General features: G+C 46.6%; 32 protein-coding genes. 30 read left to right on the top strand and 2 right to left on the bottom strand.

Features of this window, described 5'->3' with window-relative positions; translation table 11 throughout:
- Positions 1–1,212, bottom strand: coding sequence for a DNA polymerase IV (locus WBJ53_RS31130; protein WP_338873673.1), 1,212 nt, complete (start codon positions 1,210–1,212; stop codon positions 1–3).
- 174 nt (positions 1,213–1,386) lie between these two features.
- Here WBJ53_RS31130 and WBJ53_RS31125 point away from each other — a divergent pair, with 174 nt between their 5' ends.
- Positions 1,387–2,100: a S24 family peptidase gene (locus WBJ53_RS31125; RefSeq protein WP_338873671.1), complete on the top strand. Its 714-nt coding sequence runs from the start codon at positions 1,387–1,389 to the stop codon at positions 2,098–2,100.
- Positions 2,101–2,155: 55 nt separating this feature from the next.
- On the opposite strand, the gene WBJ53_RS31120 is transcribed toward WBJ53_RS31125, so the two are convergent.
- Positions 2,156–3,946 (bottom strand): ABC transporter ATP-binding protein, encoded by a 1,791-nt coding sequence (locus WBJ53_RS31120; protein ID WP_338873669.1) that lies wholly within the window; start codon positions 3,944–3,946, stop codon positions 2,156–2,158.
- A gap of 371 nt (positions 3,947–4,317) precedes the next feature.
- Here WBJ53_RS31120 and fusA point away from each other — a divergent pair, with 371 nt between their 5' ends.
- The 29 genes from fusA (at position 4,318) to rpsD (ending at position 20,989) form a co-directional block, all read left to right on the top strand.
- Complete coding sequence (gene fusA, locus WBJ53_RS31115) at positions 4,318–6,435, top strand: elongation factor G (protein ID WP_338873667.1); 2,118 nt, start codon at positions 4,318–4,320, stop codon at positions 6,433–6,435.
- Between the two features lie 116 nt (positions 6,436–6,551).
- Positions 6,552–6,857 (top strand): 30S ribosomal protein S10, encoded by a 306-nt coding sequence (rpsJ, locus tag WBJ53_RS31110; protein ID WP_077134125.1) that lies wholly within the window; start codon positions 6,552–6,554, stop codon positions 6,855–6,857.
- A 406-nt stretch (positions 6,858–7,263) separates the two neighbouring features.
- Positions 7,264–7,884, top strand: coding sequence for a 50S ribosomal protein L3 (gene rplC, locus WBJ53_RS31105; protein WP_338873663.1), 621 nt, complete (start codon positions 7,264–7,266; stop codon positions 7,882–7,884).
- A gap of 3 nt (positions 7,885–7,887) precedes the next feature.
- Positions 7,888–8,517 (top strand): 50S ribosomal protein L4, encoded by a 630-nt coding sequence (gene rplD, locus WBJ53_RS31100; protein ID WP_338873661.1) that lies wholly within the window; start codon positions 7,888–7,890, stop codon positions 8,515–8,517.
- Positions 8,518–8,519: 2 nt separating this feature from the next.
- Positions 8,520–8,807, top strand: a complete 288-nt coding sequence (gene rplW, locus WBJ53_RS31095; RefSeq protein ID WP_338873659.1) for a 50S ribosomal protein L23 — start codon at positions 8,520–8,522, stop codon at positions 8,805–8,807.
- A gap of 29 nt (positions 8,808–8,836) precedes the next feature.
- Positions 8,837–9,661, top strand: coding sequence for a 50S ribosomal protein L2 (gene rplB, locus WBJ53_RS31090; RefSeq protein WP_338873657.1), 825 nt, complete (start codon positions 8,837–8,839; stop codon positions 9,659–9,661).
- A 9-nt stretch (positions 9,662–9,670) separates the two neighbouring features.
- Entirely contained in the window at positions 9,671–9,949 is a 279-nt protein-coding gene (rpsS, locus tag WBJ53_RS31085) for a 30S ribosomal protein S19 (RefSeq protein ID WP_020600951.1), read from the top strand.
- Between the two features lie 76 nt (positions 9,950–10,025).
- Positions 10,026–10,418 (top strand): 50S ribosomal protein L22, encoded by a 393-nt coding sequence (gene rplV, locus WBJ53_RS31080; protein ID WP_338873653.1) that lies wholly within the window; start codon positions 10,026–10,028, stop codon positions 10,416–10,418.
- Between the two features lie 3 nt (positions 10,419–10,421).
- Entirely contained in the window at positions 10,422–11,303 is an 882-nt protein-coding gene (gene rpsC, locus WBJ53_RS31075) for a 30S ribosomal protein S3 (protein WP_338873651.1), read from the top strand.
- Between the two features lie 90 nt (positions 11,304–11,393).
- A complete protein-coding gene (rplP, locus tag WBJ53_RS31070; protein ID WP_163941447.1) occupies positions 11,394–11,822 on the top strand; it encodes a 50S ribosomal protein L16 in 429 nt (142 codons plus the stop codon).
- A 20-nt stretch (positions 11,823–11,842) separates the two neighbouring features.
- On the top strand, positions 11,843–12,037 hold the full coding sequence (gene rpmC / locus WBJ53_RS31065) for a 50S ribosomal protein L29 (protein ID WP_338873648.1): 195 nt from the start codon (positions 11,843–11,845) through the stop codon (positions 12,035–12,037).
- Positions 12,038–12,179: 142 nt separating this feature from the next.
- Positions 12,180–12,383: a 30S ribosomal protein S17 gene (rpsQ, locus tag WBJ53_RS31060; RefSeq protein ID WP_338877257.1), complete on the top strand. Its 204-nt coding sequence runs from the start codon at positions 12,180–12,182 to the stop codon at positions 12,381–12,383.
- Positions 12,384–12,386: 3 nt separating this feature from the next.
- Positions 12,387–12,755 carry a 50S ribosomal protein L14 gene (gene rplN, locus WBJ53_RS31055; RefSeq protein WP_012930232.1) on the top strand — a complete coding sequence of 123 codons (369 nt, stop codon included), beginning with the start codon at positions 12,387–12,389 and terminating at the stop codon, positions 12,753–12,755.
- Positions 12,756–12,758: 3 nt separating this feature from the next.
- The gene (gene rplX / locus WBJ53_RS31050) at positions 12,759–13,130 is read left to right on the top strand and encodes a 50S ribosomal protein L24 (protein ID WP_338873643.1); all 372 of its coding nucleotides are present in this window, start codon (positions 12,759–12,761) and stop codon (positions 13,128–13,130) included.
- Between the two features lie 20 nt (positions 13,131–13,150).
- Entirely contained in the window at positions 13,151–13,708 is a 558-nt protein-coding gene (rplE, locus tag WBJ53_RS31045; RefSeq protein WP_338873641.1) for a 50S ribosomal protein L5, read from the top strand.
- Positions 13,709–13,717: 9 nt separating this feature from the next.
- Entirely contained in the window at positions 13,718–13,987 is a 270-nt protein-coding gene (gene rpsN, locus WBJ53_RS31040; protein ID WP_163941461.1) for a 30S ribosomal protein S14, read from the top strand.
- Between the two features lie 90 nt (positions 13,988–14,077).
- Positions 14,078–14,476: a 30S ribosomal protein S8 gene (gene rpsH, locus WBJ53_RS31035; protein WP_338873637.1), complete on the top strand. Its 399-nt coding sequence runs from the start codon at positions 14,078–14,080 to the stop codon at positions 14,474–14,476.
- Between the two features lie 13 nt (positions 14,477–14,489).
- Complete coding sequence (gene rplF / locus WBJ53_RS31030; protein WP_338873635.1) at positions 14,490–15,047, top strand: 50S ribosomal protein L6; 558 nt, start codon at positions 14,490–14,492, stop codon at positions 15,045–15,047.
- Positions 15,048–15,158: 111 nt separating this feature from the next.
- Positions 15,159–15,512, top strand: a complete 354-nt coding sequence (gene rplR / locus WBJ53_RS31025; protein ID WP_338873633.1) for a 50S ribosomal protein L18 — start codon at positions 15,159–15,161, stop codon at positions 15,510–15,512.
- A gap of 3 nt (positions 15,513–15,515) precedes the next feature.
- Positions 15,516–16,034, top strand: a complete 519-nt coding sequence (gene rpsE, locus WBJ53_RS31020; RefSeq protein WP_163941476.1) for a 30S ribosomal protein S5 — start codon at positions 15,516–15,518, stop codon at positions 16,032–16,034.
- A gap of 19 nt (positions 16,035–16,053) precedes the next feature.
- Positions 16,054–16,233, top strand: a complete 180-nt coding sequence (gene rpmD / locus WBJ53_RS31015; protein WP_338873630.1) for a 50S ribosomal protein L30 — start codon at positions 16,054–16,056, stop codon at positions 16,231–16,233.
- Positions 16,234–16,328: 95 nt separating this feature from the next.
- Complete coding sequence (gene rplO, locus WBJ53_RS31010) at positions 16,329–16,805, top strand: 50S ribosomal protein L15 (protein WP_338873628.1); 477 nt, start codon at positions 16,329–16,331, stop codon at positions 16,803–16,805.
- A gap of 31 nt (positions 16,806–16,836) precedes the next feature.
- Positions 16,837–18,153 (top strand): preprotein translocase subunit SecY, encoded by a 1,317-nt coding sequence (secY, locus tag WBJ53_RS31005; protein ID WP_338873626.1) that lies wholly within the window; start codon positions 16,837–16,839, stop codon positions 18,151–18,153.
- A 33-nt stretch (positions 18,154–18,186) separates the two neighbouring features.
- Complete coding sequence (gene map, locus WBJ53_RS31000) at positions 18,187–18,999, top strand: type I methionyl aminopeptidase (protein WP_338873624.1); 813 nt, start codon at positions 18,187–18,189, stop codon at positions 18,997–18,999.
- A 7-nt stretch (positions 19,000–19,006) separates the two neighbouring features.
- Complete coding sequence (infA, locus tag WBJ53_RS30995; RefSeq protein ID WP_163941485.1) at positions 19,007–19,225, top strand: translation initiation factor IF-1; 219 nt, start codon at positions 19,007–19,009, stop codon at positions 19,223–19,225.
- A 90-nt stretch (positions 19,226–19,315) separates the two neighbouring features.
- Positions 19,316–19,432 carry a type B 50S ribosomal protein L36 gene (gene ykgO, locus WBJ53_RS30990; RefSeq protein WP_009284800.1) on the top strand — a complete coding sequence of 39 codons (117 nt, stop codon included), beginning with the start codon at positions 19,316–19,318 and terminating at the stop codon, positions 19,430–19,432.
- A 2-nt stretch (positions 19,433–19,434) separates the two neighbouring features.
- Positions 19,435–19,812 (top strand): 30S ribosomal protein S13, encoded by a 378-nt coding sequence (gene rpsM, locus WBJ53_RS30985; RefSeq protein WP_338873609.1) that lies wholly within the window; start codon positions 19,435–19,437, stop codon positions 19,810–19,812.
- A gap of 96 nt (positions 19,813–19,908) precedes the next feature.
- Complete coding sequence (gene rpsK, locus WBJ53_RS30980; protein ID WP_171737784.1) at positions 19,909–20,304, top strand: 30S ribosomal protein S11; 396 nt, start codon at positions 19,909–19,911, stop codon at positions 20,302–20,304.
- Between the two features lie 79 nt (positions 20,305–20,383).
- Positions 20,384–20,989 (top strand): 30S ribosomal protein S4, encoded by a 606-nt coding sequence (rpsD, locus tag WBJ53_RS30975; RefSeq protein WP_338873604.1) that lies wholly within the window; start codon positions 20,384–20,386, stop codon positions 20,987–20,989.
- The last annotated feature ends 128 nt before the right edge of the window (positions 20,990–21,117 follow it).

The following is a 21,117-nucleotide window of genomic DNA, read 5'->3' as shown; positions in this document are numbered from 1 at the left end:
CTATAGATCGTTGATGTTGCCAAAACCAATAACATCACGGTAGACCGGGTGGTCGCGGAGTTCGGTAGCTCGCATGAGTTTATCATTACCATACCTGGCCTTTAGTTGATGTAGCGTTTGGCGAAGGGTATTTTTTCGGGTATTGTTATCAAATAGATTAAGCGGTACAGCATCAGTAGGAATAAACCGAAAGACAACTACACTCATACTGCGTAAGTATGCATTCAGAACGGGTTCGCAACGATGAGTTGCCTGAAATTTATCGAGTCGTTCACGAATAACCTGATACAATTCGATGCCATCCTGTTTGGGCTCAGGAAAACGGACCTCATAATTGAACGTTTTGCCAGTATGGTAACGGCACGAGAACGACATATCCTGACAAAAAACGTTCTGACGAACCATGCGCCTTTCGAGAGTTAGACAGAGCGACTGGAGTAGCTCATCCAGTTGCTCGGAAGTTTGTCGCTGTTCCGAAGAAATGGTACGCATGGCCGACATACTTTTATTGCCATCGTGTGTGGCCAGATCCACCTCACCACCAAAGTTTAGCCGGATGTGCCAATGCCAGCCAACAATACTCTGGCAAATCGCCCGAAGGCGCTCGGGAGGGGTATGACGAAGATCAAGTGGAGTCTGGATGCCATGGGACTGTAAACGATTCGCCATGCGCTGGCCAATGCCGGGCAGATCAGTTAAGGTAAGTCGGGCTAATACAGCATCAATCGTATCGGGTGTGATCAGCGTTAAACCATCTGGTTTCTGAACATCGGAAGCTAGTTTTGCCAGAAAAACATTAGGCGCTATACCGATTGAGCACTGCAGGTAGTCGCCCACTTTTTCGCGAATTGCCTGCTTAATATTTCGGGCTACCTGTTGAATATCTTTATAAACCAGTTGATAATTAGTCAGATCGAGTACAGCCTCATCGATGCTCTTAGGAACTACATTGTCCGAAAAGCTACGCAGAACAGCTATAATCTTTGTATGATATTCGCGATATCGGTTTGGGTGAGTTTCTACCGGAACCAATTCAGGACAAAGTAGTATAGCCTGATCGAGTCGCATACCTGTTTTTATGCCTCGCTGTTTTGCTTCAATGGAAGGAGCAATCACACAGCCGTGTTTTCCCGTATAAACGCATACTCCTATAGGCCGGCCTCGTAGCCAGTAATTATCCTGCTGTTCGCATGAGGCAAAAAAACTGTTCATATCCACAAACAGGACCGTAGGAGAAGTATGATTTACAAGTCGGTTCCGGTTCATTAATTTTATAGAAAGAAAGTGTCTTTTAGTGCTGTCATTCGTCTGTATTTGTTGTATGTTTGTTGTAATACAAGCGCAATATATTTTACTTGTATTATACTGTCAAACATCCATACTATAATGGCAGAAAAATGTTTGGAAAAAATTAGCGAAGCAGTGACGATACAGGATCGGTTAAAGCATGTTTTTGATGCTCTTGGGATTACCATATATCAGATTGCCAAAGAGTTAGGGGAGAACCCATCTAAGTTTTATAATATATTGAATGGTAGGGCCAAACCCTCTTATGATACAATCATGAGTTTGCTGGCTTGCTATCCACAAATCAGTGCCGACTATTTAATTCGTGGCATCCTGCCAATTCTGAACTCACCAGAAGCGAATGCCAAGGTGAGCGATACCGATGAAGAAACGGTTGAAATCCCGTTTGTGCCTGTTCGGTTCTATGCAACGTTTGTGGAAAGTTTTGCGGACGGCTATTCAACATCGGAAACCGAAATGTTCCGTGTACGCAGACCGGTGCTGAAAGGCCACAAAAGAGCTGTTGTGCTGGAAATTTCTGGAAACAGTATGAGCCCTCAGTTAGCACATGGGGCTAAAGTGCTGGCCGTACCAATCAACGAAAATGACTGGGAGTACCAATCTGGTGGGGTTTATGCGGTAATGTATCGGGATTATTTCGTTGTGAAACGCATTCGCGACAACGAGCTTATCACTCGCAAATACCTGACTCTTCACTCCGATAACCCCAATGGGGGCAACGTTACGGTGCCTATGCAGGATATTCGGGGGTTGTGGAAAATTGTAACAATTGTTGAAGCGCCGGTCGAGTAACATTCTACTAGCAAAGCCTGCCGTAAAAGCAGACTTTGCTAGTGCCTCTAAAAAGCTAGGCGACTACCCGTTCCTGAGTATCCATCACTTCTTTTTGATGCGACCACATTTCCTGAAAAATTGGACTACGTTGGCGTAGTTCCATAAAAGAACCCTCATCCACAATTCGACCATTATAAAGAATGTAGATGTAATCGAACATCGGCAGGAGATGCAAACGATGAAGCGTTGAAACAACAGCTTTGTCGGAAAACTCCTGAAGCATTCTGTGGTAAATTTCAAACTCCGTTTTAGGGTCAACACTGCTCGTTGGTTCATCGAGCAGGACAATATTGCTCGTACGGGCAGCTAAAACTCCACGAGCCAATGCCAGTCGCTGGCGCTGACCACCCGATAGGTTTAGCCCTTTTTCCTGAATATTGGTTTCCAAGCCTAAAGGAAGACCTTTAACAATGTCGGCAAAGTGCGCGGTTTGACAAACCTCCATTACATCGGCATCGCTGAAAGGGAGTCCTAGCGTTATATTATACCCAATTGTATTCTCAAAAATTTCGGGTTCCTGCGGAAAGAGCGTAACCGTATTGGCAACCACTTTCATCTCAGTGTAAATATGGCCATCGACATCTACCAATAAACCTGGTTCTGATGAATATAGACCACGCAATAAGGTTAGCAAGGTGCTCTTCCCCGAGCCACTTTCGCCAATAAAGGCTATACGTTTACCACGGCTTACCTGAATCCGTATATTATGAAGCACAGGGCTATTACGCTGGCTAAAACCTGATGGAGAATGCGAAAAATTCAGATTCGAAAGCGTGATGGATTGCCAGCTTTGGGGTAGCACATTTTCGGTATCAGTGCGATCGTGCTGTGCATAAGCTACGCCAATACCGCGCGCCGTTTGAACATCCGTATTGAACTGAACAATTTGTGTATACTGAAACGCTACGTCGTTAAATACACTCGTAAACTGATTTACATAGCCTAGTAGTGTTACTAATCCGCCGACATAAAAAACCTGCCCAGGTACATAGTGTTGATAAACGTAACCCGTTGCCATAACTACATAAATCAGTATTATCAGCATACTGGCTACAAACCACTTCCATTCATTAATCGTTACCTGCCGCATAAATGGAGGAAAAATGGCCCCAATCTTGTCGGCAAAACTGTCTTCAATACGCTTCTCCAGTCTTAAAGTAATAACCGTAACAATATTGGACAAGCTATCGAACAGTGTAGACGAAGCAGTATGTTCCCGTTCATTGGTTTCGTCGAGTGCTTTAATAAAAGGCCGGTCGAAACAGAGAATCACATAAACTGTTAATGCACCCAAAGCCACTCCAATCAGGCCGAACAAAGGCGAAAAATACAGCATTGCTCCAAACGAGAACAAGAATTTAGAAATAGCATGGAGGTAGATAAACCCATTCTGAAAAAAAGCTTTCAGGGCATCGTATGCTTTTCGAATTCGATTAATGGTAGCACCGCTATGATGGTCTTTATGCCAGCTTACTGGCAGATGCAGCGTCTGATGATAAAGCTCTGCCAAAAAATTGCGGCTCAGGTTAAAGGCAAGCTTTCGTTCGAAAACACGAGCAGGCCCATGAAAGGACCACTCAAGTACCTTAAGGCCCAGCACTCCACCAGCATATAGCAACACACTATGCAAAATATCAGTACCCTTATGCTGAATGGATTCGACAAACCATCCAAAAAGAAGAGGATGCAAAGCCACTACAAGGTTCGCCAGAATAAACAATACGTAAACGAGTACATACTGCCTTTTTTCTTCCCGCGCATATTGCCAGGCCGTATGCAGAAGCGACAAATAAGGATTTTGCATGATGCTAAGTTACGGTCTCGATTCTGAACCAGAATCGTAATGCAAAGTTGACAAAAACAAAGAATAATCAGCTTTTAGAAGAAAAAATATTTCTTCTAAAAATATAGATTTAGTATATCTTTTGTTTGACTCACGATTTATTAAATCCCGTCGTAATTGCCTATTTCATAACCCTACTCGTTAAAATTGATCTATTTCGTTAGGGTTGTGTGATTGATATCCATCTAAACTACTATATTTCTAGCACTTCTATTTGTTTTCTGATTGGCTTTCAGTAATTTTGCGACCTGATTCGTAAAAGGTGCCGTTTGCGAACTTACCGGCCCCTTCCCGCTGTTTTAGAATTAAATAACTCTCAGTATAACAAGCTAATGGCTCGCGATTTAAATTTCACGAGAAACATCGGTATCGCTGCGCACATCGACGCAGGTAAGACAACTACGACCGAACGCATTCTCTATTACGCCGGGGTAAGCCACAAGATCGGTGAAGTTCACGACGGTGCTGCTACAATGGACTGGATGGAGCAGGAGCAGGAGCGTGGTATCACCATTACGTCGGCTGCTACTACCGTTGACTGGACCTATCGGGACAAGAAATACCACATCAACATTATTGATACTCCAGGTCACGTTGACTTTACAGTAGAAGTAAACCGTTCGTTGCGTGTACTGGATGGTCTGGTGTTCCTCTTCAGCGCCGTTGATGGCGTTGAACCTCAGTCAGAAACCAACTGGCGTCTGGCTAACAACTACAACGTAGCTCGTCTGGGCTTCGTGAACAAGATGGACCGTTCGGGAGCCGATTTTCTGAATGTGTGCCGTCAGGTAAAAGAAATGCTGGGAAGCTATGCCGTTCCTCTTCAGTTGCCTATCGGCGAAGAAGATAACTTCAAAGGTGTAGTTGATCTGGTAAACTTCCGGGGTATCGTTTGGAACGAAGCCGATAAGGGTATGACCTTCCAGGTTGTTCCTATCCCAGACGATATGCTAGACGAAGCGACCGAGTGGCGCGAAAAACTTCTGGAAGCTGTTGCTGAATTTGACGACAGCCTGATGGAGAAATATTTCGAAGATCCGGAGTCAATTACCGAAGACGAAATTCTGACGGCTCTTCGTAAAGCAACCATCGCGATGAAGATCGTGCCAATGCTTTGCGGCTCGTCGTTTAAGAATAAAGGTGTTCAAACCATGCTCGACTATGTGATGGCGCTGTTGCCATCGCCGTTGGACAAGGAAAGCATCAAAGGAACTAACCCAAACACGGGCGAAGAAATTTCGCGTAAACCGTCGTCTGACGAACCGTTCTCGGCACTCGCATTTAAAATTGCTACCGACCCATACGTAGGCCGTCTGTGCTTTGTTCGTTCGTATTCAGGTGTTCTGGAATCAGGTTCTTACATCCTCAACAACCGTTCGGGAAGCAAAGAGCGGATTTCGCGGATTTTCCAGATGCACGCTAATAAGCAAAACCAGATCGAGCGTCTGGAAGCTGGCGATATTGGTGCTGTGGTTGGTTTCAAAGATATCAAGACCGGTGATACCCTGTCGGATGAGAAGAACCCAATCGTTCTGGAATCGATGGTATTCCCCGATCCAGTTATCGGATATGCTATTGAGCCGAAGAAAACCGCCGATCAGGATAACTTCTCGAAGGCAATCGGTAAACTGATTGAAGAAGATCCAACCCTGAAAGTTGAGTCGAACGAAGAAACCGGCCAGACTATTATCCGGGGTATGGGTGAGCTTCACCTCGAAATCATCATCGACCGGATGCGTCGTGAGTTTAAGGTAGAAGTGAACCAGGGTGCACCGCAAGTGGCTTATAAAGAAAAGCTAACCAAGAATGTTGAGCACCGCGAAGTATATAAGAAACAAACAGGTGGTCGCGGTAAATTTGCCGATATCGTATTCGAACTCGGACCTCGGGGCGAAGACGAAAATGGCATTGTTCAGCCAGGTCTGGAGTTTGTGAACGGTATTGTTGGTGGTGTTATTCCACGTGAATTCATACCTGCCGTACAGAAAGGCTTCGATGAGTCATTGAGAAATGGTCCGCTGGCTGGCTTCCCGCTCGAAAGCATGAGAGTTCGGTTGTTCCATGGTTCGTACCACGATGTTGACTCCGACTCGCTGTCGTTCGAAATGGCGGCTCGCCTGGGCTTCCGTGAAGCGGCTCGTCAGGCTGGTCCGAAACTACTCGAACCAATCATGGCTGTTGAAGTTATCACGCCTGAAGAATATACAGGTCCAATTACGGGTGATCTCAACCGTCGTCGGGGTGTGATGAAGGGTATGGATACAAAAGCCGGATCGCAAGTGATCAAGGCTGATGTGCCTCTGTCGGAGTTGTTTGGTTACGTTACCGACCTGCGTACGATGTCGTCGGGCCGCGCTACGGCTAACCTGACTTTCTCGCACTACGAAGTGGTTCCGCAGAACATCTCGGATACTGTTGTTGCTAAAGAAAAAGGTACTGTGAAGGCCTAAGCCTTCGAGATATTGGGCAGTAAGTCAAACTCGACTTACTGCCCATTTTTTGTGCTGTCGGAGTAAATGGTTCTTTCGGCGGTACTTTTTATAAACACATAACGAACCACAACACAATGAGCCAAAAAATTCGCATTAAGCTGAAATCGTTCGACCACATGTTGGTTGACAAGTCGGCTGAGAAAATTGTGAAGGCCGTGAAATCGACCGGTGCTGTCGTGAGCGGACCTATCCCTCTGCCAACCGACAAGGAAATTTACACAGTGCTTCGTTCGCCCCACGTGAACAAGAAAGCGCGGGAGCAGTTCCAACTGTGCACCTATAAGCGTCTGGTTGACATCTATAGCAGCAGCGCTAAAACTGTCGACGCATTGATGAAGCTTGAACTCCCAAGTGGTGTCGACGTAGAGATCAAAGTCTAACGATTTTCTGCCAAAGGGCTTATAAAACCGCCGATGCGATACAATGATGTATTACATCGGCGGTTTTAAATTTTATTTAAAAATAGCTTTTATATCTAATAATAATTTTCTACTTTTGCACTCCCAAACTCAACTCTGAGTCAACGACATATAGAAGGTGAAGGTCCGCTATCTGTGGAAACCACATCTGACTTTAGAGCAAACAAATCTTGCTATGCAAGGTATTGTCTGTTCATGAGAGGTCAGGTGTAGTACGCCCGACCTTTTTTTATGTCTTTCTGAGGCTGATTGTTAAGCAGATATAGGAATCATCCGACAATTTGCCTACCTTTGCGGCCCGATTCAGAAGGTCTGAATGGGAGAAAGAGTATCTAAATTTTTACCTGCTTACTTTAAACAAACACAGATGTCTGGTTTAATTGGCAAAAAAATCGGGATGACCAGCGTGTACAATGCGGACGGGCAGGCTCTGGCATGTACAGTGATTGAAACGGGTCCCTGTGTCGTAACTCAAGTTCGTAGCATCGAAAAAGATGGCTACACGGCTGTGCAGCTGGGTTTCGACGACAAAAAAGAAAAGCACACCAACAAGCCGGAGTTAGGCCACTTCAAAAAAGCGGGCACAACACCAAAACGTAAACTCGTTGAATTCAAAGAATTCACTCAGGAGTTTAATCTTGGCGATACACTCACCGCAACCGACGTATTTGGCGAAGGCGATTTCGTTGATGTAGTTGGAACAGCCAAAGGGCGTGGTTTCCAGGGCGTTGTAAAACGGCATGGATTCGGCGGTGTTGGTGGCCAAACGCACGGTCAGCATAACCGGGGCCGTCACCCAGGTTCGATTGGTGCCTGCTCATTCCCTTCGCGGGTATTTAAAGGCCTTCGTATGGCAGGCCGTATGGGTGGCAACCGCGTGAAGGTTCAAAACCTACGCGTACTGCGCATTCTGCCTGAGCAAAACCTGCTCGTTGTTAGCGGTTCGATTCCGGGAGCCAAAAATTCATACGTTATTATCGAGAAGTAGGTCATGGAAGTAATCGTATATAACAGCAAAGGCGAGGACACTGGGAAGAAGGTCACGCTGTCGGAAGAGGTTTTCGGTATTGAGCCGAACCAGCACGCGATTTACCTCGACGTGAAACAATACCTGGCCAATCAGCGTCAGGGAACCCACAAAGCGAAGGAACGTGCCGAAAATGCACACTCTACCCGCAAACTGAAAAAGCAAAAAGGTACGGGCGGTGCTCGCGCCGGTAGCTTAAAGTCGCCTGTATTCGTTGGTGGTGGTACTATTTTCGGGCCACGTCCTCGTGATTACAGCTTCAAACTGAACAAAAAAGTAAAATCGCTGGCTCGTCAATCAGCACTGGCAGCTAAGGCACAAGCGAATAACATTTCGGTTATTGACAGCATCACTCTGGAAGCTCCGCGTACGAAAGATTACATTCAGTTTCTGAGTGCACTGAACGTGGCTAATCGTAAAACGCTGTTGATTCTGCCAGACGTGAACACCAACGTTGTGCTATCGAGCCGGAACGTACAGAAAACGAAAGTGGTAACTGCCTCGCAGGTAAACACCTACGATCTGGTTCATGCCGACCAATTGCTGATTAGCGAAGAAGCTCTGTCAACCATCCAAACGCTGTTCAACAAGTAATCATGAGCATACTAAAACGACCAATCGTCACGGAAAAAATGACGGGCCTTAACAAGCAGGGGAAGTATGCTTTTGAGGTTGAATTAAAAGCGAACAAACTCGAAATCGGTAAAGCCGTTGAGAAATTATACGGTGTAAACGTCGAGGCTGTACACACGATGCGGTCGCTTGGCAAAAAGCGCAGCAAAAACATTAACGGGCGCGTTGTAACGGGCAAGACCCCAACTACCAAGAAAGCAATCGTAACGGTTGCAGAGGGCGAAGTAATCGATATCTACGCTGATCTGTAAACACTCGTTGCTCTACCAATAAATCAGTCATGGGAGTTAAGAAACTAAGACCAGTAACGCCAAGTACACGTTTTCGCGTGGCACCTGACTTTGCTGAAGTAACAACCTCCAAGCCGGAAAAGAGCCTGCTGGAGCCCCTAAAGAGAACCGGTGGCCGTAATAACGAAGGTCATCGCACTATGCGCTACATTGGTGGAGGTCATAAGCGGCACTACCGTATTATTGACTTCAAGCGCGATAAAGTCGGCCAGCCAGCCGAAGTTTTGACTGTAGAATATGATCCCAACCGTTCGGCACGCATCTCGCTGGTGCAATATGCCGATGGCGAAAAACGCTACATCCTTGCTCCTCAAGGCATTGCGGTAGGTCAGACAGTAATGTCGGGCGAGGGTGCTACTCCAGACGTAGGGAATGCACTTCCTTTGTCGGCTATGCCAATCGGTACAATCGTTCATAACATTGAACTGACACCGGGTAAAGGTGGATCAATGGCTCGCTCGGCGGGTACATATGCACAATTGGTTGGTCGTGAAGATAAGTATGCTATTCTGCGTTTGCCATCGGGTGAGACCCGTCGGGTATTGAGCGCTGGCATGGCTACGGTTGGTTCGGTATCGAACCCCGACCACATGAACGTAGTTGTCGGCAAGGCTGGTCGTAATCGTTGGCTGGGTATCCGTCCTCGCGTTCGTGGTGTAGTAATGAACCCGATCGATCACCCAATGGGTGGTGGTGAAGGCCGTGCATCGGGTGGTCACCCGCGTTCACGGAATGGCCAGTTCGCTAAAGGTCAAAAGACCCGTAAGAAGAACAAGGCTTCGAGCAGCATGATTATTAGCCGACGCAAAAAGTAACAGATAACAATGGCACGTTCACTCAAAAAAGGCCCATATATTGATTTCCGCTTAGACAATAAAGTTCAGGCGCAGAACGAATCGGGCAAGAAATCGGTCATCAAAACCTGGTCGCGTCGTTCAATGATTTCGCCGGATTTCGTAGGCCATACCTTCGCTGTTCACAACGGCAATAAGTTTATCCCGGTTTATGTAACGGAAAACATGGTAGGCCATAAACTTGGCGAATTTTCTCCAACGCGCAACTTCCGGGGCCATACGGCAAAGAAAGACAAGGGCAAACGATAAACTAGCATAGGGCATAGGGCGTTGGGCTTAGGGTTTTACCCCACGCCCTATGCCCCGAGCCCAAAGCCACTAAAAAATGGAAGCAGTAGCAAAACTTAAAGATGTGCCCACGTCGCCCCGTAAGATGCGGTTAATTGCCGACCTGATTCGTGGTCAGCGGGTTAGCCGGGCGTTGGGTCTATTAAAATATCAGCCCCAGGCTGGAGCAGCCGTTCTGCAGAAAGTTCTGTTATCGGCTGTTGCCAACTGGCAGCAGAAAAACGAAGGTGAGCGCATCGAAGACGCTGATCTCTACGTAAAAACGATCTTCGTAGACGGTGGCCCAATGCTGAAACGTCTGCGTCCTGCTCCCCAGGGCCGTGGACACCGGATTCGGAAGCGCTCGAACCATATCACCATTGTAGTAGATAGCGCAGCACAGCCAGTATTAGGTCAGGCAGAAGAAGAAACCCCAGAAAACGAGAACTAAGAAATGGGACAAAAAATTAATCCAGTTGGCCTACGACTTGGTATTGTTCGGGGCTGGGAATCGAGCTGGTACGGTGGCAAAGAGTTTTCGGACAAACTGGTCGAAGACGAAAAGATCCGTAAATATGTAGCAGCCCGTATTCCAAAAGGAGCTATCGCTCGGGTAGTTATCGAACGTACTCTGAAGCGCGTTACATTAACAATTCATACGGCTCGTCCGGGTATTGTTATTGGTAAAGGCGGTAACGAAGTCGACAAGATCAAAGAAGAGTTGAAAAAAGTGACGGGCAAAGATGTCCAGATCAATATCTTCGAGATCAAGCGGCCAGAAATTGATGCGAAACTGGTAGGCGAAGCAATTGCTCAGCAGCTTCAGGCACGTATCTCGTTCCGTCGTGCCATGAAGCAGGCTATCCAGTCAGCAATGCGGGTAGGTGCTCAGGGTATTAAAGTAAAAGTATCGGGTCGTTTAGGTGGTGCTGAAATTGCACGTTCGGAGCAGTATAAAGAAGGACGCGTTCCACTTCATACACTTCGTGCCGATATCGACTACGCTATTTCTGAAGCACAAACCGTCTATGGAAAAATCGGCATCAAAGTGTGGATTTTCAAAGGCGAAGTATACGGCAAACGCGATCTGTCGCCAGCCGCAATGATGAGCCAGGCACAAGCTGGTGAACGCAGTGCCGGTGGTAATGATCGTGGCGACCGTCGTGGCCCTCGTGGCGACCGTGATGGTAATGATCGCGGAGGCCGTGGTCGTGGTGATCGCGGAGGTCGTGGTCGTAATGACCGTGATGGTGGTGGCAACGACCGGGGTGGCAACCGTGGTGGTGGCAACCGGGGTGGTCAGGGTGGCAACCGTGGCGGTGGCCAAAGACGATAGATTAGTTTTCAGTGCTGAGTTTTCAGTCCTAATGGATTTGCAAAAAGGCTGAAAACTAATCAACTGTAAAACTGTAAACTTCTTGAAAAGATGTTACAGCCAAAAAGAACAAAATTTCGCAAGCAGCAAAAAGGGCGTATTCCGGGTATCGCATCGCGGGGCCACGAAATAGCATTCGGTACGTTCGGCATTAAATCGCTGGAACCAGGCCGGATCACTGCCCGTCAGATTGAAGCCGCTCGTATTTCTGTAACGCGGGCTATGAAACGTGAAGGACAAGTTTGGATTCGTATATTTCCAGACAAGCCAATCACCAAAAAGCCAGCCGAAGTACGGATGGGTAAAGGTAAAGGTGCCCCTGAATACTGGGTTGCCGTTGTAAAACCCGGTACGATTATGTTCGAAGCAACGGGCGTTAGTCTGGAAACGGGCATGGAAGCCTTACGCTTAGCCGCTCAGAAACTACCGGTTCGGACCAAATTTGTGGTTCGGCGTGATTATCAGGAGCAAGGCGAATAACCCTCTAAGCGACGAACAAGATGAAAAAAGAAGACTTAAAAGGACTGTCGGCCGACGAACTCCGCAATGAGATTTCTGCAGAGCAGGATCGTCTGCTGAAACTGAAGTTCGCTCATGCGGTATCTCCCATTGAGAACCCTATGCGCATCCGCGAGAGCCGCAAACGGATCGCTCGCCTGAATACAGAACTAGCAGTTAAATCGCGGCAAGCCTAAGTAAGATACGACGATGGAAGAGCAACAAGCATCAGCACCGCAGGAAGAAGCAGCAAAGACTTCGGCGGTGGCAGCAACAGAAAAGCCGCAATCAGAGCGGAACGCTCGGAAAGAGCGTATCGGACGGGTGACCAGCAATAAAATGCAGAAAACAATCACTGTTGCCATTGAGCGCAAAGTGAAACACCCACTGTACGGAAAGTTTCAGCATAAGACAAAGAAACTGACCGTTCATGACGAAAATAACGAGTGTGGAATTGGCGACACTGTTCGCGTAATGGAAACCCGCCCGTTGAGCAAGAACAAACGTTGGCGTTTAGTCGAAATCATCGCAAAAGCGAAGTAAGCCATGGTACAGCAAGAATCAAGATTAGGTGTAGCCGATAACAGTGGTGCTAAAGAAGTGCTGGTTATTCGGGTCCTGGGCGGTACAGGTAAGCGCTACGCTTCGGTCGGTGACAAGATTGTCGTAACGGTGAAGCAAGCGTTGTCGTCCAGCAATATGAAAAAAGGTACGGTATCGAAAGCCGTCGTTGTCCGGACCAAGAAAGAAGTACGTCGTAAAGACGGTTCATACATCCGTTTTGAAGACAATGCGGCTGTGCTGCTGAACAACAACGATGAGCCACGGGGAACCCGCATTTTTGGGCCGGTAGCTCGTGAATTGCGTGAAAAGCAGTTTATGAAAATCGTATCGTTAGCTCCAGAGGTATTGTAAGCAATGGAAAAGAAAATAACGCTGCCAAAGCATAAATTCCACATCAAAACGGGCGATACCGTTCTGGTGATTGGTGGTAACTCGAAAGGACAGCGCGGTGTGGTGAAAGAAATAATCGTAGAAAAAGATCGTGCTCGTGTTGAGGGCGTCGCTATGATTACTAAACACATGAAACCTACCGCGTCTAATCCGCAGGGGAGCCTGGAAAAAACGGAAGGGTCAGTTCATATCAGCAATCTGAAATTGATTGATCCGGCCACTGGCGAACCTACCCGCACAGGTCGTAAGTTGAACGACAAAGGCAAGTTGCAACGCTACTCGAAAAAGACGGGTAACTTTATCCCTGACCGGTCTGCCGGCGCGGGTCGTAAATAACTTTAAGCAGGTCTAAGAGAATGGCAACGCCAAGACTGAAAGAGAAATATTTAAATGAGGTCGTTCCTCAGTTGAAAGACAAGTTCCAGTATAAGTCGATCATGCAAGTGCCGCGTCTGAGCAAAATTGTTATCAACAAGGGGATCGGTGCCGCCGTAGCCGACAAAAAACTGGTTGACGTAGGTGTCGAAGAATTAACGACCATCACGGGCCAGAAAGCCGTTCCGACAATGTCGAAAAAGGCTGTTTCGAACTTCAAACTGCGGGAAAAAATGCCCATTGGTGCGAAGGTAACGTTGCGTGGTGAGCGGATGTATGAATTCCTGGATCGTTTGACAACGGTTTCGTTGCCACGAGTTCGCGATTTCAAAGGCATTAGCGACAAAGGTTTCGATGGCCGTGGCAACTACACATTTGGTGTGCAGGAGCAGATCATCTTCCCTGAGATCAGTATTGACAAAGTAACCCGGATTTCGGGTATGGACATCACCTTTGTGACCACTGCCAATACGGATAATGAAAGCTATGAGTTGTTAAAATCATTGGGTATGCCATTTGCAAACGCTGGCAAGAAATAACCGATAGACATGGCAAAAGAATCAATCAAAGCACGCGAGCGGAAACGGGAAGCACTGGTAGCTAAGTACGCTGCGAAGCGCGCTGCTCTGAAAGCTGCCGGCGATTACATCGGTCTGGACAAGCTGCCTAAAAATGCATCACCTGTTCGTCTGCACAACCGTTGTAAACTAACGGGCCGCCCCCGGGGCTATATGCGCAAGTTTGGTATTTCGCGGGTAACATTCCGTGAGATGGCATCAGCCGGTAAAATCCCAGGCGTAACCAAGTCAAGCTGGTAGTTTCAGCCACCATTTCCATTTGTAATTCAGTTTCCGTAATTTTGCGAACTTTCTTGGAAACAGGGGTTTGCAAGTAACGCAACGCTAAGAATGAATACAGATCCTATAGCAGATTTTCTGACTCGTATCAGAAACGCTATCCGGGCCAAGCACCGGGTTGTGGAAATTCCTGCTTCCAATATAAAGAAAGAAATTACAAAGGTATTGTACGATAAAGGGTACATCCAGAACTATAAGTTCGACGATAGCTCTGCTCAGGGAACGATCAAAATCGCTCTGAAGTACAATCCAACAACAAAGCAGTCTGCTATTGTTGATCTACAGCGTATTAGCCGTCCTGGTCTGCGCCAGTATCGGGGAGCTGATAACCTGCCTCGTATCCTCAACGGATTGGGTGTAGCTATCATCTCGACTTCGAAAGGTGTAATGACCGATAAAGAAGCGAAAACGCTTAATGTAGGTGGAGAGGTATTGTGTTACGTGTATTAATCCGAACTGAACGATGTCACGCATAGGTAAGAAACCCATCGCCCTTCCAAGCAATGTTACGCTATCTGTAGATGGCCAGAACGTTGTGACTGTTAAAGGGCCAAAAGGCACACTGACCCAATCGATTGACCCGGACATTTCGGTAGCAGTCGAAGACGGGCAGATTCAGGTGTCGCGCCCGACGGAGCAGAAACGTCATAAAGCCCTGCATGGCCTATACCGTTCCCTGGTGAACAACATGGTACAGGGAGTAAGTGAAGGCTTCAAACTCAATCTTGAAATTATTGGGGTGGGTTATAAAGCATCCGTTGCTAACAATGTTCTCGAATTGCAACTTGGCTACTCGCATAATGTATACGTAGCTGTGCCATCAGAGATCAAGGTTACGGCTGTAACTGAAAAAGGCCAGAACCCAAAAGTTTATCTGGAAGGTTCAGACAAGCAGCTTCTTGGTGATGTAGCAGCTAAAATCCGCTCATTACGTAAAGTTGAGCCATACAAAGGCAAAGGTATCCGCTTCGTTGGCGAGCAAGTTCGTCGGAAAGCTGGTAAATCTTCTTCGAAGAAATAGTTTAAAGCCCCCTAACCCCCAAAGGGGGCGCTTGGCTTCCGAAAGCCGAATTTTTGGAAGTATTTCCCCCGCTGGGGGTTGGGGGGCTATATTTGGTCGGAATCAAATAAGATGGCAACAACGAAACAAGAAAGAAGACAACGGATTAAGTATAGCATCCGGGCAAAAGTATCCGGTACGGCTGAACGTCCTCGTTTGTCTGTTTTTCGCTCTAACAAAGCGATTTACGCTCAGTTGATCGATGATGTAGCAGGCAGCACAATTGCTTCTGCTTCTTCGGTTGAACTGAAAAGCGAAGTAGCTGGTAACACGATTGAAACCGCGAAAAAAGTTGGACAGCGGCTGGCCGAAAAGGCAGTAGCTAAAAACATTGATTCAATTGTGTTTGATCGTAACGGCTATTTGTATCACGGTAAAGTAAAAGCACTGGCCGACGCAGCCCGCGAGGGTGGCCTTAAGTTCTAAAGGATGAACACGAACGCAGCAAGACCGACAAAGTTTAACGAAGCCGACCTGAAAGAAAAGGTGGTAGCCATCAACCGCGTAGCGAAGGTGGTGAAAGGTGGTCGCCGGTTCAGTTTTTCGGCAATTGTCGTTGTCGGAGACGGTAACGGGGTCGTCGGATACGGCTTAGGCAAAGCCAACGAAGTAACAGACGCCATCGCAAAAGGCGTTGAAGATGCTAAGAAAAACTTAGTACAAATTCCGCTGTTGAAGCATACAGTACCTCATGAAATGGAGGGTAAATTCAGCGGTGGATTCGTACTGTTAAAGCCAGCTGCCCCCGGTACGGGTGTAATTGCTGGGGGTGCAATGCGCGCCGTTCTTGAGTCGGCTGGCGTGCGCGACGTATTAGCGAAATCAAAAGGTTCGTCAAATCCGCACAACGTAGTGAAAGCGACTCTGGATGCACTTTTGAAAATGCGTTTGCCTCACCAGGTTGCCTTCCAGCGTCAGGTGAGTCTGGCGAAAGTCTTTAACGGTTAATAGGAAAGGAGCAACAGACATGGCACGAGTACGCATTACGCAGATCAGCAGCACCATTAAGCGGCCGCTGTCTCAAAAGAACGCGATCAAGTCGTTGGGCTTGGGAAAAATCAACCGTAGTGTTGAGCTGGAATATAACGACTCTTTAAAAGGTGCAATCAATAAAATTCAGCACTTGGTAAAGGTTGAAGAAATTTAAGTATCTTTGCGATTCTTTTGGCTTCCTGAACGTTATAGTCTAGTACTATTGTCGTGTTGAGAAGTCAAAAGAATCATCTTTTTAATAATACCAACATGAATTTAAGTAACCTTAAGCCGGCAAAAGGTTCCGTTAGGGAGCGCAAGCGAGTCGGACGCGGTCAGGGATCAGGCATGGGCGGAACGTCTACGCGTGGTCATAAAGGAGCGCAGTCGCGCTCAGGGTATAGCCGCAAAACACACTTTGAAGGTGGGCAGATGCCTCTTCAGCGTCGTGTGCCAAAATTTGGCTTTAAAAATATCAACCGGGTCGAATATAAGCCTCTGAATCTTGATTCGATTCAGGCATTGGTTGATTTAACAAAAGCTACTGTTGTCGACATTGATTTCCTGCTTCAGCATGGATTGGTTGGCAAAAAAGATCTTGTGAAAATTCTGAGCCGTGGCGAACTGACATCGGCTGTAGAAATTCACGCACATGCTTTCTCGGTAAGTGCTAAAGAAGCCATCGAAAAAGCAGGCGGAAAAGCAGTTGTACCCGCTAAACCAGCGCAAGAGGAAGCCGCGAACTAAGTTGTGAGCACGGCGTTAGCCGCCTACGTTTATGAACCGACTGATCACCACGTTTAAGAATATTTTTGCAATCGACGAGTTGCGGAGCCGAATCCTCAACACGTTATTGTTTATTACGGCGTTTCGTCTCGGTTCCGCAATTGTGCTACCGGGCGTTGATCCTAACAAACTAAATCTGAACCCTCAGGGTTTACTTGGTCTGTTAGACACTTTTTTGGGTGGTGCGTTCAGTAAAGCGTCAATTTTTGCATTGGGCATCATGCCGTATATCTCGGCATCGATTGCTATTCAGCTACTTACCCTGGCTTTGCCTTACTTCCAGAAAATGCAGAAGGAAGGAGAATCGGGTCGGAAACGGTTGAATCAGATTACACGGGTACTTACAATCGGTGTAACGACTGTGCAGGCTATTACGTACGTAAATACGACCATCCCTGCCGATGCTCTGTTAATTAGTCGTAGTCTGTTTACGATCTCATCAGTCTTTATTCTGACATCAGGCACTATTTTCTGTATGTGGCTGGGTGAGCGTATTACTGATAAAGGGATTGGTAATGGGATTTCGATGATTATCATGATTGGGATTGTATCCCGCCTTCCGGGTGCCATCATTGGTGAATCTCAGTCGCGCGGATCAGGTGGAATTCTGCTTTTTGTACTTGAATTGGTGGCCCTGTACTTTGTTGTAATGGGTGCTGTAGTACTTACGCAGGCTGTTCGCCGTATTCCCATTCAATATGCAAAACAGGTTATTGGCAATAAAGTTGTTGGCGGTCAGCGTCAGTATTTACCCTTAAAGCTAAATGCTGCCGGTGTAATGCCAATCATTTTTGCTCAGGCATTGATGTTTATTCCTGGGTACGTATCGGGTCTGTTTGCAGAAAAAAGTGATTTTGCTGCAGGTATCCAAAATGCTTTCCAAAGCTATACGACCTGGCAATATAATGTTCTGTTTGCCTTGCTGATTATTATCTTCACATTCTTCTACACCGCAATTTCGGTTAACCCAACCCAAATTGCTGATGATATGAAGCGTAGTGGTGGCTTTATTCCAGGCGTGAAACCAGGTATCCAGACTTCCGAATATATTGGTACAGTGCTGGACCGGATTACATTGCCAGGTGCCGTAATGTTGGCTATTGTTGCTATTTTGCCTGCCATTGCTAATCTGCTGGGCATGACCAGCGGCTTTGCTCAATTCTTTGGCGGAACTTCACTGCTTATCATGGTTGGCGTAGTACTTGATACTTTACAACAAGTTGAAAGTTATCTGTTAATGCGTCGCTACGAAGGATTAATGAAGTCTGGTCGGGTACAGGGACGGACAAATGAGACAGTTGCTGCCTGATAAAAAATGGCGAGTTCTGACAAAAAGGATAAAATGATTTATTACAGGAGCGATGAAGAAATTGCCCTGATAAAAGTCAGTGCCCAACTGCTGGGGAAAGCTCATGCTGAAGTAGCAAAGCTGATCCGGCCGGGTATACAAACCAAGGAACTTGATAAGGTAGCGGAAACGTTTATTAAAGATAATGGTGGGTATCCATCGTTTCTAGGATATAATAAGTTTCCTGCTTCACTGTGTATATCGGTTAATGATGTAGTAGTACACGGATTTCCGAGCCGATATGAGCTTCGTGATGGTGATATAATATCCATTGATTGCGGAGTTAAACTAAACGGTTACCATAGCGATAGTGCTTATACATACCCTGTTGGCGATGTAAATTCGGCAACACGACGGCTGCTCGAACGAACAAAAGAGTCGCTCTACATTGGTATAGAAAAGGCTGTTGAAGGAAACCGGGTTGGTGATATTGGTTATGCTATCCAGACGTACACAGAAAAATTTGGGTATTCGGTAGTCCGGGAATTGGTCGGTCATGGTGTTGGGCAAAACCTTCACGAAGCCCCAGAAGTACCGAATTATGGCAAACGAGGGCAAGGTCCAAAATTACGGGAAGGAATGATTCTGGCAATTGAGCCTATGATCAACTTTGGTAAAAAAGGAATTGTTCAGGAACGGGATGGATGGACCATCCGTACTATTGACCGTAAACCTTCAGCTCATTTTGAACATACAGTAGCGGTTCGGAAAGGCAAAGCTGAAATTCTGACTACATTCGAATACATTGAAGCAGTTACCGCAAATACAAGCCTGATGGTTGAAAATCAGGCCCTGATGGCGGCATAAAGCGAATATGGCAAAGCAGACTTCTATAGAGCAAGACGGTGTAATTTTGGAGGCATTATCAAATGCAATGTTTCGGGTCGAACTAGCAAACAAGCATGAAGTAATTGCTCATATCTCTGGTAAAATGCGGATGAACTACATCAAAATTCTGCCTGGAGATCGCGTAAAGTTGGAGATGTCGCCTTATGATTTAAGTAAGGCACGGATTGTGTACCGATACAAGTAAGTGAAGAACGTAGAATGTAGGGTAAAGAATAGTTAGTTCAGTAAGCATTTACTCTTCATTTTTCCGCTTTTCACTCTTAACTCTAATAACATGAAAGTTAAAGCATCCATCAAGAAGCGCAGTGAAGACTGCATCGTGATCCGTCGGAAAGGGAAGCTGTACGTGATCAACAAAAAGAATCCCCGTTACAAACAAAGACAAGGCTAAGAATGGCACGTATCGCAGGTGTTGATATTCCGGACAAAAAGCGTGGCGAAATCGCGCTGACATACATCTATGGCATTGGCCGCAGTCGGGCAAAGAAAATTCTGACCGACTCAGGTATCAGTGTTGATAAAAAAGCCAGCGAATGGTCGGATGAAGAAGCAAGCGCAGTGCGGAATGCTATTTCAAACGAGTATAAAGTTGAAGGCCAACTACGTTCAGAAGTTCAATTGAGCATCAAACGTTTGATGGATATTGGTTGCTACCGTGGGCTGCGTCACCGCAAAGGATTGCCCGTTCGTGGTCAGCACACCAAAAACAACTCTCGTACTCGTAAGGGTAAGCGTAAGACTGTTGCTAACAAGAAGAAAGTCACCAAATAATTAATTGGTCGTTTCGAGTCATAGTTAGTCATGTGGGGTTATTCAGCCGAATAACAAATTATGGCGGTTTTATGACATTGACGATTACCTAAAACAATGGCTCAAGCAAAGCGCAAAGACAAAGCGAAAAAGCGGGTAGTAGTTGTTGAACCCGTTGGCCAGGTACATATCCGGGCTACTTTCAACAACATCATCATTTCGATCACCAACATGAACGGCCAGGTTATTTCCTGGGCATCAGCTGGTAAAATGGGTTTCCGTGGTTCTAAGAAAAACACACCATATGCTGCTCAAACTGCCGCTCAAAACTGTGCTGCTGTAGCCCACGATCTGGGTATGCGCAAAGCAGAAGTGTTCGTGAAAGGTCCAGGATCTGGCCGGGAGTCGGCAATTCGTACCATTCAGAATTCGGGTATCGAAGTAACCACAATTCGCGATATTACTCCGCTGCCACACAATGGTTGTCGGCCACCAAAACGTCGTCGCGTATAGTTACGGATGACATGAATAGGGACAGGCGACATTCGGTTGTGTCTGTCCAAATGTTTCACAATTATTCATTCATTAAAGAATGGCACGTTACATTGGGCCAAAAGCCAAAATCTCGCGCAAGTTCGGCGAACCTGTTCTGGGGACGAGCAAAGCGCTCCAAAAGAAAAATTACGGACCGGGTATGCACGGTCGTGGGCGCAAGCGGAAGCAGTCTGAATATGCCCTCCAGCTAACAGAAAAACAAAAGGTAAAATACACCTATGGTATCCTGGAGCGCCAGTTCCGGGCATTGTTCCACCGCGCACAGGTTCGCGAAGGAATTACGGGTGAAAACCTTTTGAAATTGTGTGAAGCTCGTCTGGACAATACCGTTTATCGTCTGGGCATTGCTTCTTCACGTCGTGAAGCACGCCAGTTAGTATCGCACAAACACATTGTTGTTGATGGCGAAGTAGTCAACATTCCTTCTTATTCGTTGAAACCAGGTCAGTTGATCGGTGTTCGTGAAAAGTCGAAATCGCTCGAAGCAATTACTTCAAGCTTGTCGGCTCGCAGCACAAAGCGCTACAATTGGGTTGAATGGGATGGTCAGCAAATGACGGGTAAATTTATTAGTTACCCCGAGCGGGATCAGATTCCAGAGAACTTCAACGAACAGGCAATTGTCGAATTGTATTCGAAGTAATCAGCTGGCAAACCCACATTGGGTTTGCTGGAATTTATATATAGTTTGCAGTTACTCAGGGTTCGGTTTTCAGAGCCGATGCTTAGCAGACCTAACTGAAACTGGAAAACTGATAAACTGAAAACTCT

Origin of the sequence: Spirosoma sp. SC4-14 (assembly GCF_037201965.1) — a bacterium.
Taxonomy (GTDB): domain Bacteria; phylum Bacteroidota; class Bacteroidia; order Cytophagales; family Spirosomataceae; genus Spirosoma.
The sequence above is the reverse complement of the archived record's forward strand: the minus strand, read 5'-3'. Positions and strand labels throughout refer to the sequence as shown.